The organism is Corallococcus sicarius, assembly GCF_003611735.1.
Classification (GTDB): Bacteria; Myxococcota; Myxococcia; order Myxococcales; family Myxococcaceae; genus Corallococcus; species Corallococcus sicarius.
This window is the reverse complement of sequence record NZ_RAWG01000036.1, coordinates 1-13,091: the sequence shown is the minus strand read 5'-3', so window position 1 is coordinate 13,091 and position 13,091 is coordinate 1. Positions and strand designations below refer to the sequence as shown.

At 71.5% G+C, this 13,091-nt stretch carries 10 protein-coding genes; 4 read left to right on the top strand and 6 right to left on the bottom strand.

Going from position 1 to position 13,091, the window contains the following annotated elements; genetic code table 11:
* Window positions 1-32: 32 nt before the first annotated feature.
* From atpA to atpH, 3 genes are all read right to left on the bottom strand, one after another.
* Entirely contained in the window at window positions 33-1,580 is a 1,548-nt protein-coding gene (gene atpA, locus D7X12_RS08040; protein ID WP_120624676.1) for a F0F1 ATP synthase subunit alpha, read from the bottom strand.
* Between the two features lie 155 nt (window positions 1,581-1,735).
* The gene (locus tag D7X12_RS08035; RefSeq protein ID WP_120624675.1) at window positions 1,736-3,232 is read right to left on the bottom strand and encodes a PAS domain-containing sensor histidine kinase; all 1,497 of its coding nucleotides are present in this window, start codon (window positions 3,230-3,232) and stop codon (window positions 1,736-1,738) included.
* Between the two features lie 152 nt (window positions 3,233-3,384).
* Window positions 3,385-3,930 (bottom strand): ATP synthase F1 subunit delta, encoded by a 546-nt coding sequence (gene atpH, locus D7X12_RS08030; protein WP_120624674.1) that lies wholly within the window; start codon window positions 3,928-3,930, stop codon window positions 3,385-3,387.
* Between the two features lie 189 nt (window positions 3,931-4,119).
* Here atpH and D7X12_RS08025 point away from each other — a divergent pair, with 189 nt between their 5' ends.
* From D7X12_RS08025 to D7X12_RS08010, 4 genes are all read left to right on the top strand, one after another.
* Window positions 4,120-5,946, top strand: a complete 1,827-nt coding sequence (locus D7X12_RS08025) for an Hsp70 family protein (protein ID WP_120624692.1) — start codon at window positions 4,120-4,122, stop codon at window positions 5,944-5,946.
* Window positions 5,947-6,039: 93 nt separating this feature from the next.
* Window positions 6,040-7,212 carry a TIGR02266 family protein gene (locus D7X12_RS08020; RefSeq protein ID WP_120624673.1) on the top strand — a complete coding sequence of 391 codons (1,173 nt, stop codon included), beginning with the start codon at window positions 6,040-6,042 and terminating at the stop codon, window positions 7,210-7,212.
* A gap of 124 nt (window positions 7,213-7,336) precedes the next feature.
* Window positions 7,337-9,484 carry a beta-propeller domain-containing protein gene (locus D7X12_RS08015; RefSeq protein WP_120624672.1) on the top strand — a complete coding sequence of 716 codons (2,148 nt, stop codon included), beginning with the start codon at window positions 7,337-7,339 and terminating at the stop codon, window positions 9,482-9,484.
* A 109-nt stretch (window positions 9,485-9,593) separates the two neighbouring features.
* Complete coding sequence (locus tag D7X12_RS08010; protein WP_120624671.1) at window positions 9,594-11,003, top strand: MATE family efflux transporter; 1,410 nt, start codon at window positions 9,594-9,596, stop codon at window positions 11,001-11,003.
* 17 nt (window positions 11,004-11,020) lie between these two features.
* Here the strand turns inward: D7X12_RS08010 and D7X12_RS08005 are convergent, their stop codons facing one another.
* From D7X12_RS08005 to D7X12_RS07995, 3 genes are all read right to left on the bottom strand, one after another.
* Window positions 11,021-11,734, bottom strand: coding sequence for an esterase family protein (locus D7X12_RS08005; RefSeq protein WP_120624670.1), 714 nt, complete (start codon window positions 11,732-11,734; stop codon window positions 11,021-11,023).
* Window positions 11,735-11,796: 62 nt separating this feature from the next.
* Window positions 11,797-12,507 (bottom strand): YqiA/YcfP family alpha/beta fold hydrolase, encoded by a 711-nt coding sequence (locus tag D7X12_RS08000; RefSeq protein WP_120624669.1) that lies wholly within the window; start codon window positions 12,505-12,507, stop codon window positions 11,797-11,799.
* Between the two features lie 20 nt (window positions 12,508-12,527).
* A complete protein-coding gene (locus D7X12_RS07995; protein ID WP_120624668.1) occupies window positions 12,528-13,091 on the bottom strand; it encodes a hypothetical protein in 564 nt (187 codons plus the stop codon).

Sequence of the window (13,091 nt, the reverse complement as noted above, 5' to 3'; positions counted from 1 at the left end):
TGCACCGCGCGTGGGGCGCGAAACGCTTGAGGCTAGACCTTGGCGCCGGCGGTCGGCTGGAACACGTCGTTGAACTCGGCCAGCGCCTTGTTGATGGCGGCCTTGGTGTCGTTCGTCAGCTCGCGCTTGGCGACGATGTCCTGGACGATGTTCGGGTACTTGCCGTCCACGAACTCCAGCATCTCCTTCATCCAGCGGACCACGTCGGACACCGGCACCTGGCGGATCCACCCGCGCTTGCTGGCGTCGTCCTTGTTCGTCGCGGCGTAGATCTGGATGACCTGACGCTCGACGGACAGGGGCTCGTACTGGCCCTGCTTGAGCAGCTCCACCATGCGGGCGCCGCGCGCCAGCGTCTCCTGCGTGGCCTTGTCCAGGTCGGAGCCGAACTGGGAGAACGCCGCCAGCTCGCGGTACTGCGCCAGCTCCAGCTTCATGGAGCCTGCGACCTGCTTCATCGCCTTGATCTGCGCCGCGGAACCCACGCGCGACACGGAGAGGCCGACGTTGATGGCCGGGCGGACGCCGGAGTTGAAGAGGTCCGTCTCCAGGAAGATCTGCCCGTCGGTGATGGAGATGACGTTCGTCGGGATGTAGGCGGACAAGTCGCCGGCCTGCGTCTCGATGATGGGGAGCGCCGTGAGGGAGCCCGCGCCCTCCTCGTCGGACAGCTTGGCGGCGCGCTCCAGCAGGCGGCTGTGGATGTAGAACACGTCGCCCGGGTACGCCTCGCGGCCCGGCGGGCGGCGCAGGAGCAGCGACAGCTGGCGGTACGCCACGGCCTGCTTGGAGAGGTCGTCGTACACGATGAGGCCGTGCATCTTGTTGTCGCGGTAGTACTCGCCGATGGCGACGCCCGCGTACGGGGCGAAGTACTGCATGGGCGCCGGGTCGGACGCGTTCGCCGCGACGACCGTCGTGTACTCCATGGCGCCGTGGCGGGTCAGCTTCTCCACCACCTGCGCGACGGTGGACTGCTTCTGCCCGATGGCCACGTAGACGCAGTAAACGCCCAGGCCCTTCTGGCTGATGATGGCGTCGATGGCGACGGCCGTCTTGCCCGTCTGGCGGTCACCGATGATGAGCTCGCGCTGACCGCGGCCCACCGGCACCAGCGCGTCCAGCGCCTTGATGCCCGTCTGCAGGGGCTCGTGCACGGACTTGCGCTGCACGATGCCGGGCGCCTTCACTTCCAGGCGGCGGTGCTCGGTGGCCTCGATGGGGCCCTTGCCGTCCACCGGCTGCCCGAGCGCGTTCACCACGCGGCCCAGCAGGCCCTTGCCCACCGGCACGGAGGCGATCTGCCCGGTGCGCTTCACGACATCGCCTTCGCGGATGCCCTTGAAGTCACCCATGATGGCGATGCCGACGTTGTCCTCTTCCAGGTTGAGGACGAGGCCCTGCACGCCGTTGGAGAACTCCACCAGCTCGCCGGCGAGCGCGCCTTCCAGGCCGTACACGCGGGCGATACCGTCGCCCACGGACAGCACGGTGCCGGTCTCGGCGACGGTGACCTTCTTGCCGTAGTCCTTGATCTGCTCCCGGATGATTCTGCTGATCTCGTCGGCGCGGATTTCCATGAGCGTCTAGCGTCCTTGCGGAGGGGGCGGCCGGAAACGGGGAGGGCCGCCACGAATCTTGATTGCCGGGTGGCCCCCTATCATGCCCCCAGGCCACACCGCAACGCGCACGCACCCCGCCGTATTGCCGTCCCCGTCCCCTCCCCAGCGCTTCGTTATCGAGGGGGTAAGGAGCCGGCCGGCAGGGCCCCGCCGCCCGACCGGGGCAGCCACACGATGAATCGGGTTCCTTCGGTCCCCCCGGACTCCACGGAGATGCGCCCGCCGTGGGCCAGGGCAATCTGCCGGGCGAGATAGAGCGACAGCCCCAGGCCGTCCTTGTCGGAGGAGGCGCGCCGCCGGAAGGGCTCGAAGAGGGTGGCGTGGTTCTCCGGCGGCACCCGGCGCCCCTGGTCATGCACCTGGAGGGTGACGCCGTCCCCGTGGCCCTGGAGCTGGAGCGCCACCGTGGCCGTGGCCGGGCCGTATTGCAGCGCGTTGCCCAGGAGCGCGTCCACCAGTTGGGTGAGCCGTCCGCCGTCCCAGGTGCCCCTCAGGTCCCCCAGGGAGGTCAGCCGCAGGTCCCGTTCCGGGTGGGCCTGCCGCCGGTCCGCCACCACCTGCTCCACCACGTGGCCCAGGTGGACGGACGACGCCTGCAACGGCAGGCCGCCGGACAGCCGGGCGCGGGTGAAGTCCAGGAGCTGGTGGATCATCCGCTCCACGCGCCGGACGCCCTGGCCTACCCGTCCCACCTGCTCGGTCAGGGGCTCCGGCAGTGACGGAGCGTGCTGGAGCGCGAGCACGTCCCGCTGGAGCGTCTGGAGCGGGGCCTGGAGGTCGTTTCCCACCACGCCCAGGAACTGCTCGCGGAAGTGCTCCATCCGGGACAGGCGCTCCTCGTTGGCCTTGCGGATGCTCACGTCCCACACCGCCGCCAGCCGCACCGGGCGGCCCTGGAAGGTGGCCGGGCGGGCCATCACCTCCACGGGGATGCGCCGGCCGTCGCGGTGCAGGACGGCCACCTCGTAGGGGGCCTCCACGCCGCGCTCCATGGCGTCGCGGGCGGGGGCGCGGAACTCCGGCGCCACCCATTCGATGATGTTGCGGCCGATCAACTCCGCCGTGTCGTAGTGCCCCAGCAGGTGCGCGAGGCCCGGGCTGATGTCCAGGAACTGCCCGCTGTCGTGGAAGAAGTACCCGTCACAGGCGATCTCCACGATGCTGCGCATGTGCTCCTCGCTCGCGCGCAGCGCCGCCTCCTCACGCAGGCGCGCGGACGTGTCGCGCAAGAGCAGCAGCACCCCCGCCGCCGGAGCCGCCGGCAGCGCGCTCACCGTCAGGTGCCGCAGCGTGCCCACCTCGCCGAAGCGCCCCGACACCACCTCCTCCGCCACGCGCTCGCCGCCCCGCGCCCGGGCCAGCAGCGGGGACAGCGCGGGGGCCAGGCCCGGCCAGGCTTCCACCAGCAGCCGCCCCACGCAGAGCCCCGACGGCCGGCCGCACAGCGACGCCAGCAGGTCGTTCATCCACAGCAGGCGCGCGTCCGCGTCCACCAGCGCCACCCCCCAACCCGGCGCGTTGAGCAGCGCTCCCAGGAAGGGCCATGCCTCCTCGGGAACCCCTGCGGACGGAAGGGCTCCGGGAAGCCGGTGGAACACGGGCTGCGGCATGGGCGGGTCGTCTCGGAAAACGCGGGCTTGTCCGCGTTGACGAGAAGTATACCCATTCCCCGTGTCAGCAGGAAATACAGGTTTGACTAGGACTGCGGGGCATGGCGGCCAACCCGGGGAGTTGGCCCCGGCCGTGGGGGCGGCGGGCTGCTTCAGCTCTTCAGTTCGCGGCGCAGCTGCTCCAGCTGGGTGCGCAGGGTGCCGTCGTAGAGGGTGCCGCCGACCTGGGCGGACGCGCCGCCGAGCACCGCCGGATCCACGCGCGTCTCCAGCACGACGTTGCGCTGGGTGAGCTGCTGGAGCGACTGCTGGAGGTGGGTGACGGCGTCCGGCGACAGCGGGACGGCGCTGGTGACCTGACCCCGGACGCGGCCCGCGCGGGCATCCGCCATGTCGCGGTAGAGCCGGGCGATGTCAGGCAGGTAGCCCAGGCGGTTGCGGTCCACCAGCAGGCGCAGCGCGTTGGAGAGCGCCGGATCCGCGGGGGTGGGCAGCGCCTGGAGCACGGACTCCACCACGAGGCTGCGCTGGGCGCGGCTGTAGGCGGGGTTGAGCAGCACGTCCGACAGTTCGGGGCTGTGCTCGACCACGGCGGCGAAGGCGTTGAGCTGCTCCGCGACAAGGTCGGTGCGGTTGCCTTCCGCTGCGACGTCGAGGATGGCGCGGGCGTAGCGGCGGGCGATGGAGACGTTCACCATGACGCTGGCGCCCTTAGCATGGGGAATCCCCCACGGCAATCCGGTTCCCGCGCCGGTCCTGGAGTGCCGGCCCCGGAGCGCCGGTCCCGGGGCCGGGCAGGCCGGCCCAGCGACCGCAAGGTGAACGCCCGGGAAGCAAGGGACTTGGCGGAAGCGGCGGGTCACCGTAGCGTGGGGTCCTCCCGCCCCATGCAAGAACCCGTCATCGGCATCGACCTGGGCACTACCAACAGCGTCGTGGCGACCGTTGAAGACGGACGTCCGCGCCTCATCCCTTCCCGTGCGGGAGGCCGCCTCACGCCCTCGGTGGTGGGGCTCACTCGCGCGGGCGACCGCGTGGTGGGTCAAGCCGCCCAGATGCTCGCGGAGGAGCAACCCGACGCGGTGGTGTGGGCCACCAAGCGCTTCCTTGGAAGGCGCTACACGCCAGAGCTCGTGCAGCAGGCGAAGGCGATGGTGCCCTATCCGCTCGTCGCCGGCCCCACCGGAGACGTGCGCGTGAAGCTGGCGGGCCGGGTGCTGCCCACGGCGCAGATCTCCGCCTTCATCCTGGGCGAGCTGCGCCTGGACGCGCAGGCGCACTTCGGGCGCGACGTGCGCAAGTGCGTCATCACCGTCCCCGCGAACTTCGACGACAACCAGCGCCAGGCCACGCGGGAGGCGGCGGGCATCGCGGGGCTGGACGTGGTGCGGCTCGTCAACGAGCCCACCGCGGCGGCGCTGGCGTACGGCCTGTCGCGCGGCTTCGAGGGCAGCGCGCTGGTGTTCGACCTGGGCGGCGGCACCTTCGACGTGTCCATCCTGGACGTGAAGGCGGGCGTCTTCGAGGTGAAGGCCACGGGCGGCGACCACGCGCTCGGGGGCGAGGACTTTGATCAGCGCATCGTCCAGTGGCTGCTGGCGCAGGTGGAGGACTCCTTCCAGGACGCGGTGTCCAGGGATCCGCAGTCGCTGCGGCGCCTGAAGGTGGCGGCGGAGGCGGCCAAGCGCGAGCTGACGGACGCGGACGAGGCCACCATCTCCGTGTCCGGCCTGGGTGACCACACCGCGGGCGTGAAGCGCTTCACCGAAATCAACACCGCGCTCACGCGCAGCTTCTTCGAGACGCTGTCGGAGCCCCTGTCGCGCCGCTGCCTGGAGGTCTGCAAGACGGTGATGGCCGAGGCGAAGATGGATCCGCGCTCGGTGGACGTGGTGCTGCTCGTGGGCGGCATGACGCGCGTGCCCCTGGTGCGCCGGCTGGTGGCGGACTTCTTCGGCCGCGCGCCGTCCACGGACGTGCACCCGGACGAAGCCGTGGCGCTGGGCGCCGCGGTGCAGGCGGATGAGCTCATCCGGCAGGCGGGGCAGGCGCTGCTCCTGGACGTGGCCAGCCAGAGCCTGGGCGTGGGCGTGATGGGCGGGCGCGTGAAGCGCCTCATCCCCAAGAACACGGGCGTGCCGGTGGTGGCGCGCGACATCTTCTTCCCGGGCACCTCCGGCCAGTCCGAGGCGCGCATCCCCGTGTACCAGGGGGAGAGCGAGTTCCAGGACGAGAACCACAAGCTGGGCGAGGTGGTCCTCAAGAACCTCCACGTCGCCGCGCGCGGAGAGACGCCGCTGGAGGTCGTCTTCGAATTGTCCAGCGAGGGCATCCTCGCGGTGAAGGCCACCGACCTCACCTCCGGCAACATGGACCTGGTCCGCCTGGAGGCCCGCGCGAGCCTGCCCCAGGGTGAGGTGGAGAAGCTGGGCCAGGAGCAGCTCAACTACGCCCAGGCGCAGGGCGTGGTGGACGCGCGCCGCGCGGAGGAGACCTTCCGCAAGCTGCTGGAGCGCGGGGAGAAGCTCGCCCGCCTGCTCCAGAAGAGCGCGAAGGAGAACCCCAGCCCGGAGACCGAGTCCGCGGTGGGCACCGTCCAGCAACTGCTGGTGGGCGGCAAGGACGCGCTGGAGGCCGGGGACGCGGCACAGTGCGCCCAGATTGCCCGCCAGCTGACGCAGCTTCTGTCGGGTCGCGCGGAACCGCGGGGCTGACGTCCCGCGCCACGGCCCTGAGGCGTCCACCAGCGCACGTTGCCTCGCGGGGTCCGTGGTGCGTTTCCAAGAGTCCGTTTATCTCCGGGAGTCATGGTGACCCCCGGATTTTCTCCCCGGCCGAGAGACCTGGTCTTCGTCGTCGACGACTCGCGGACGGCGCGGGACGTGGTGCGGCTGCACCTGGCGCGCATGGGCTGCGACGTGGTGGCGCTGGAGGGGGCGGACGCGTGCCTCCTGGAGCTGGAGCAGCGCGTGCCGGCGTTGATCCTGATGGACCTGCACCTGGAGAAGCTGCAGGGGGACGAGGCGTGCCGCGCGGTGAAGGCGCACGCGGCCGGGCGCAACGTGCCGGTGGTGATGTTCACCGCCGCGGACGAGCCCCATGAGGTGATGCACTGCGGGCGCGCGGGCGCGGACGACTTCCTGCCCAAGCCCGTGAGCCAGGAGGCGCTGGCGGCGAAGGTGGCCGCGGTGCGCGCGTCCCGGGAGCGCGCCTGGACGGGGCCTCCGCGCGGCCGCGGCATGCTGCTGGTGGAGGGCGGCCGCTTCCTGCACACGTTCCTGGGCGGGGCGCTGGAGCACGAGGGGCTGCACGTGCTCTACGCGAAGGACCTGGACGACGCGGGGAAGCAGGCCACCGCCCACGGCGACCGGCTGGACGGCTTCGTGGTGGACGTGTCGCGGCTGCCGCGCGAGGCGCTGGCGCTGGCCACGCGCCTGCGGGAGCAGTTCCCGCGCAAGCCGCTGGTGCTGATGTCGCGGGTGGAGGAGGCGCCGGACGTGCTCGCCCGCGCGCAGGAGCTGTGCGGCGCGCCGCTCTTGGAGAAGCGCAACCTGGGCGCGGACGAGCTGCTGGGGCGGGTGCTGTCGCGCCTGGCGCCGAGCACCGTGCCCCTGCGGGCCGCGGAGCGGGTGCCCTTCTTCACCGTGGTGGAGTTCTCCACGCAGGGCGGGCCCACGCTCAGCGGCTTCAGCCACGACGCCAGCCCCCAGGGGCTCTTCGTGCGCACGCTCACGCCCGCGCGGGAAGGCGCCCGGCTGTCGCTGCGGCTGGTGATGGCGGGCCAGCGCACGCCGTGCGCCGCGGAGGCGGTGGTGGCGTGGTCCAACCCGCCCGGCCCCGGCAGCGCCTTCCGTTCGCAGACGGGCATGGGGCTCAAGCTGGAGGGCATGGACGCGCAGCTGGCGCAGCGCTTCGGGCGCTTCGTGCCCCAGACCCTCGGTTTTCCCCCCGCCAGCCCCGCGCGCGCCTCAGGTTTCTGAGTGCGACGGGCGCTCCGGTGCGCTCCGCAACCCCCCGCAATCGCAGGTGACAGGGCGCGGCGGCGCCCCTGGCACGCGCGTGGCAACGTGCCCTGCCCGCGAAGTCTTCGAGGGAGGGCGGCTCATGCATTGGACGCGTTTCGGAGCGGTGGGATTCACGCTGCTGGCGGTGGTGGGGTGCGGCGACGGGAAGGGGACGCCGGGCGGGCTGGAGAACGAACCCGTGCAGCAGTCGCTGCGGCTGGAGGGGTTCAACAGCTGCGAGGCCCTGGAGAAGTACATCGAGGACACCGCGTCCAAGCAGATGCGCGCGAGCCTGGAGCAGCAGAAGCCGGGGTATTGGGAGCGGTTCGGCCGCGGCCGGGGCGTCGACTTCGGCGGCATGCCCCCGGAGATGTCCGCGGACGACGGCGCCTCGGGCGGTGGCTCGGCGGGCCCGAAGGACTCCACCGGCACCAACAACCAGGTGGAGGGCGTGCACGAGTCGGACTTCGTGCAGAACGACGGCACGCGCATCTTCGTGCTGTCGGGCAACCGGCTCTACGCGCACCGCTCGTGGCCCGCGGAGCAGCTCACGCTGGCGGGCTCGCTGGAGGTGGAAGGCTACCCTCGGGAGATGCTGCTGGATGAGCAGCACCGGCTGGTCATCGTCTCGCAGGTGGACCTGGGCCTCGCGGGCAGGCCCGCCGGGGGCTCCTACGGCGGTGGCGGTGGCTTCGCCGGAGACGCCCCCGAGCCGATGTTCGACTGCGCGGGCTTCGGCTGCTCGTACAACTCCGCCGACAGCACCAAGGTGACGACGGTGGACGTGTCCGACATCGCGAACCCGAAGGTGGTGGATCAGCTCTACCTGCCGGGCCTCTTCACGCAGGCGCGCCGCGTGGACAGCTCCGTGCGCCTCGTGCTCTCCGACACGTTCCGCTGGCCGGAGGACGTGAAGTTCTGGGTGGACTATTCGGAGGAGCTCTTCAAGGACGAGGACAAGCTGGAGGACGCCATCGACGCGCAGATGGAGCGCAACGAGAAGCTCATCCGCGCGAACACGTTGGACGGGTGGCTGCCCGCGGGCAAGCACGTGGACGCGGCCGGTGTGACGACGGCGCTGCCGGTGTCGTGCGGTGACTTCTCCCGGAGCAACGCGCCGTCCGCGCTGGGCTTCGTGACGGTGGCCTCGCTGGACCTGGATGCACGCACGGCGGCGCCCGGGCGCACCAGCCTCGTGGCCGAGCCGGGCACGGTGTACGCGTCCAAGGACTCGCTCTACCTGGCGCACGCGCACTCCTGGTGGTGGCCGCAGCCGGGCCAGAAGGACTTCACCTACGTGCACAAGTTCGACACCCGCCAGCCGGGCCGCGCGGTGTACGCGGGCTCCGGCACGCTGGAGGGCTCGCCCCTCAACCAGTTCGCCCTGGACGAGTACGAGGGCGTGCTGCGCGTGGCCACCACGGTGACCACCCGCCTGCCGCAGGAGGACCACCCGGACTGGTGGTGGGGCCGCACGACGACGGCCAGCCGCGTGACGACGCTGGGCGAGAAGAACGGGCGCCTGGTGGAGCTGGGCCGCAGCGAGGACCTGGCGGAAGGGGAGCGCATCTTCAGCGCGCGCTTCGCGGGCCCGCGCGGCTACATCGTCACCTTCCTCCAGGTGGATCCGCTCTTCACCTTCGACCTGAGCGACCCGGCGCACCCGCGCAAGGTGGGGGAGCTGAAGGTGCCGGGCTTCGCCACGTACCTGCACCCGGTGGGTGACCACCACCTGCTGACCCTGGGCGTGCACACGGACCCCAACGGCGGCTGCTGCGGAGAGCGGACGCTCAAGCTGTCGCTCTTCGACGTCAGCGACCTGGCGAACCCGAAGGAGACCCACACGGAGCTCGTCGGCAGCGCCTACGGCTGGAGCGAAGCGCTCTCCCAGCACAAGGCGTTCAACTACTTCCCGGCCAAGGGGCTGGTGGCCATCCCCTTCACGGACTACTCGCCCCGGCCGTACTCCTACGAGGAGTACTGGAAGGGCTTCCGCACGGAGCTGCGCGTGTTCCGCGTGGACCTGGCGACGGGCCTCTCCCCGGTGGGCGCGGTGTCCATGTCGGACCTGTTCGACCGCACGGGGTCGCCCCCGTGGAACTGGTACTACGCGCCGGATGTGCGCCGCAGCGTGATGGCGGACGACTACGTCTACGCCATCAGCGACGGCGGCGTGCGCGTGGCGAAGGTGGGCAGCCTCCAGACGCCGCTGGTCACCACGCGCTTCCCCCGGGTTTCCAACCCCTGATGTGGGGGTGACGGCCCACGGCCCGGTGATGGGCGGTCAGGCGGGGAGGGCAGGCGCGTCCGTCGCTCGGGCAGCGCAATCCCCGCCCGAAGAGGCTATAGGCCCCGCCATGCCGCCCGATGCCCCCGAGCCGTCCGTGTCGTCCCCTCCGGCCTCCTCGGCCCGGAACCGGGGGGAGCTGCGCGCCCTGCTCGCGCTGGCCCTGCCGCTGTGCATCGCGCAGGCGGGCCAGTCGCTCATGGGCCTGGTGGACACGCTCATCGTCGGCCGGGCCGGCACGTCCGCGCTGGCCGCGGTGGGCCTCAGCCACAGCCTCTTCTTCGCCGTCAGCAGCTTCGGCATGGGGCTGATGATGGGCGTGGATCCGCTGGTGTCGCAGGCCATTGGCGCCGGCAACCCGGTGCGGGCGCGCAGCGTGCTCTGGCAGGGCGTGTGGCTGTCCGCCTTCGTGGGGGTGGTGCTGTGGGGGGTGCTCATCTCCGTGCCGTCCGCGCTGCCGTGGGTGGGCGTGGCGGAGGAGCAGATCGTCCAGGTGCGCGCCTTCCTGCACTTCCGCGCCCCCGGCCTGCCGCTGATGCTCATCTTCCTCACGGCGCGCGCGTACCTGCAGGCCATCGGGAAGCCCCGGCCGCTGGTGGTGTCCACCGTGGTGGCCAACGTGCTGAACCTCATGATGGTGCCGCTGTTCGTCTTCGGCGGAAGTTCGCTGCCCGCGTGGGCGGGGCCCCTCACGCGCGTGCCGGCGATGGGCGCGGCGGGCGCGGCGCTGTCCACGCTCCTGTGCACGGCGATGGAGGTGGCCATCGTGGCGCGCGCCATCCGCGGGATTCCCGTGTCGGGCAAGCCCTCCCTGCTGCCGGTGGTCGCGGATCAACTGCGGGCCTTCCGGGTGGGGCTGCCCATTGGCCTGCACATCGCGGCGGAGGTGGGCGTCTTCGCGCTGGCGGGCGTGCTGGCCGCGCGGTTGGGGCCGGAGAGCGTGGGCGCGCATCAGATCGCCATCGCGTTCGCGAGCCTCACCTTCACCATGGCGCTGGGCATTGGCAACGCGGGCAGCGTGCGGGTGGGCTGGGCGGTGGGCGCGCACGACACGCCGCAGGCGCGGCGCAGCGGGTTCATGGCCTTCGGCACCGGCGCGGTGGTGATGGCGTTGGGCGGGCTCGTGTTCGCCCTGTTCCCCGGCAGCCTCGCGAGGCTCGCGGGGGCGCCGCCGGAGGTGCTGCCGCTCTTGCTGCCGCTCCTGATGGTGAGCGCCATCTTCCAGGTGTTCGACGGCGTGCAGGGCGTGGGCGCGGGCGTGCTGCGCGGCGCGGGCGAGACGCGCTTCACCTTCGTGGCGAACATCGTGGGGCACTACGTCGTCGGCCTGCCCCTGACGCTGCTGCTGGGCTTCGGCCTGGGCATGGGCGTGCTGGGCATCTGGTGGGGCCTGTGCGCGGGCCTCATCACCGTGTCGCTGGCGGTGCTGTGGCGCTTCTGGCGCGTGAGCGCGGGCACGCTCCGGCCCCTGGAGCAGTAGGGGCCGGGGGCGGTGCTTCAGGCCGGCAGGTAGTGGCGGATCATCTGCCGCCACACGGGCCAGTCGTGGGTGCCGCCGTCCCAGATGGACAGGTCGTTGCGGATGTCCTTCTGCCAGAGCAGCTTGGAGAGGTTCTCGTTGGAGGGGCGGCAGAAGTCGTGCTCGCCCACGGCCAGCGTCATCTCCACGCGGCGCAGGGCGTTCAGCCGTGCGTTGTCGTGCAGGCCGGGCAGCCAATGCGGCGCGGTGTGGAAGTACACCTGTTCGTCGTGGTGGCCGTCGAGGAAGTCGTCCGTCTCGAACTTGCCGCCCATGGAGATGAGGCGCTGGAAGATGTCCGGGTGGCGCAGGCCCACGTTGTACGTGTGGAAGCCGCCCAGGCTGCACCCGGCGAGCGTGAGCCGGCCCCCGCTGGCGCGGCTGCGCACGAGCGGCACCGCTTCATGGACGAGGTAGTCCTCCCACTGGGCATGGCGGGCCACGCGCACGGCGGGGGCGACGTCCTTGTTGTACCAGGACTCCTCATCCACGGAGTCCACGCACACCACGACGTAGCGGCCCGCGGCGATGCAGTCCGCGATGGCGCCGATGAGGCCGAAGTCCTCGGCTTGATAGAAGCGGCCCTTGCTGGTGGGGACCAGGATGATGGGCTCGCCCGAGTGCCCGTACAGCAGCACTTCCATGTCCCGGTTCAGCCGCTGGCTGTACCAACGGTGGTATTCGCGGTTCATGGTCCCCACCTTAACCGGCGCGAGCGCGAGGCAGGGGCGGCGGCCACGCGGACGCACGCCGGTCAGCCGGCAGTGAACACCTGCTGGGGCGCCACCCCACCCCGCCACGGGGTGAGAAACGCATCCGACTCCAGGGCGATGCGCGGGAGCGAGGCCGTCAGCTCGTGGCCGTCATCCACCTCCACCAGCCGCACGTGGCGTTTGCTCTGCGCCCATTCGCGCGAGTAGCGCACGTCGCAGGTGTCGTCCTTCCGACCATGGACGATGAGGGTGGGCACGCGCACGTCCGGCCAGACGCCCAGGCGGGCGTCCATCGCCTGGGCCTCCTCCACGAGTCCGTGGTGTACGCGCGTGCGGCGCTTCTCCGCGTGGTCATCCGTTTCAATGAAGCCCGTGCGCTGCCAGTGGGCCCAGCCGTCCTGGCCCATGCGGCGCTGGAGTTGTTCGACGAAGTGGAAGGCGGGGGCGAGCAGCACCAGCGCGCCCACGCGAGGGTCCTGCTGCGCGCAGCGCGCGGCGACGAGCCCGCCCAGGCTGGAGCCGATGAGCACCGCGCGCTCCTGCGGGGCGCCCAGCGTGTCTCGCACGGTGTCCAGCATGGCGCCCAGGCTCAGGCGCTCCAGCGACGGCACGCGCAGGTTGAGGCGCTCCAGGCAGATGCCCTGCTTCGCCCAGTGGGCGTCCAGCCAGAGGCCCTTGGTGGAGGAGGGGCCGGACGCGAAGCCATGCAGGTACAGCCAGCGGGGACCCGGGGGGGGAGACGGCGCGTTCATGGGCGCGCACTCTAACCGCATCAAAACCGCAGCACGGGTCCCGCGATGATGCTCTGCAGGGGTTTCGCGCAGGTGCTGTCCGCGGTGGGGTCCTTCGTGAACTTCAGGTCGCAGAACTGGAGGGAGGTGGCGAGCGACACGCCCCAGCGGTCGCTGAACCAGCCGTCCAGGCCCACGCGGAAGGCCATGCTGGTGACGTCGAAGTCCTCGCGTCGCAGCTGGCCCACGCTGTTGGGGGTGAAGGGCTTCGCCCAGCTCTTGGCCAGCCGGGCGCCCAGCCACGGCGTCACCGGCTTGTCGCCGAAGAAGCGCAGGCGGGCCTCGATGCCCACGGCGGTGTAGTCCAACTGCACGCGGCTGAGCTGGGAGGGGTCCTGCGCGTCCGCGAACTGCTGGCCCCACGTCTGCGTCGTCTCGAAGACGGCGCCCAGGGACAGGCCCGGCGGCGTCTCCACGCCCAGCCACGCCTGCAGGGCGGGCCCCTTGGCGCGCCAGTCGCTGAAATGATCCAGGGTGATGCCCGCGCCCAGGGACGCGTAGGCATGCCACCCCTCCGCCCCCGCTGGCCCCTGTCTCTTATACAC

What these genes read in the sequence shown, in the direction of transcription:
- atpA (WP_120624676.1), bottom strand. Translation starts at nt 1,580, where the DNA reads ATGGAAATCCGCGCCGACGAGATCAGCAGAATCATCCGGGAGCAGATC.
- D7X12_RS08035 (WP_120624675.1), bottom strand. Translation starts at nt 3,232, where the DNA reads ATGCCGCAGCCCGTGTTCCACCGGCTTCCCGGAGCCCTTCCGTCCGCA.
- atpH (WP_120624674.1), bottom strand. Translation starts at nt 3,930, where the DNA reads ATGGTGAACGTCTCCATCGCCCGCCGCTACGCCCGCGCCATCCTCGAC.
- D7X12_RS08025 (WP_120624692.1), top strand. Translation starts at nt 4,120, where the DNA reads ATGCAAGAACCCGTCATCGGCATCGACCTGGGCACTACCAACAGCGTC.
- D7X12_RS08020 (WP_120624673.1), top strand. Translation starts at nt 6,040, where the DNA reads ATGGTGACCCCCGGATTTTCTCCCCGGCCGAGAGACCTGGTCTTCGTC.
- D7X12_RS08015 (WP_120624672.1), top strand. Translation starts at nt 7,337, where the DNA reads ATGCATTGGACGCGTTTCGGAGCGGTGGGATTCACGCTGCTGGCGGTG.
- D7X12_RS08010 (WP_120624671.1), top strand. Translation starts at nt 9,594, where the DNA reads ATGCCGCCCGATGCCCCCGAGCCGTCCGTGTCGTCCCCTCCGGCCTCC.
- D7X12_RS08005 (WP_120624670.1), bottom strand. Translation starts at nt 11,734, where the DNA reads ATGAACCGCGAATACCACCGTTGGTACAGCCAGCGGCTGAACCGGGAC.
- D7X12_RS08000 (WP_120624669.1), bottom strand. Translation starts at nt 12,507, where the DNA reads ATGAACGCGCCGTCTCCCCCCCCGGGTCCCCGCTGGCTGTACCTGCAT.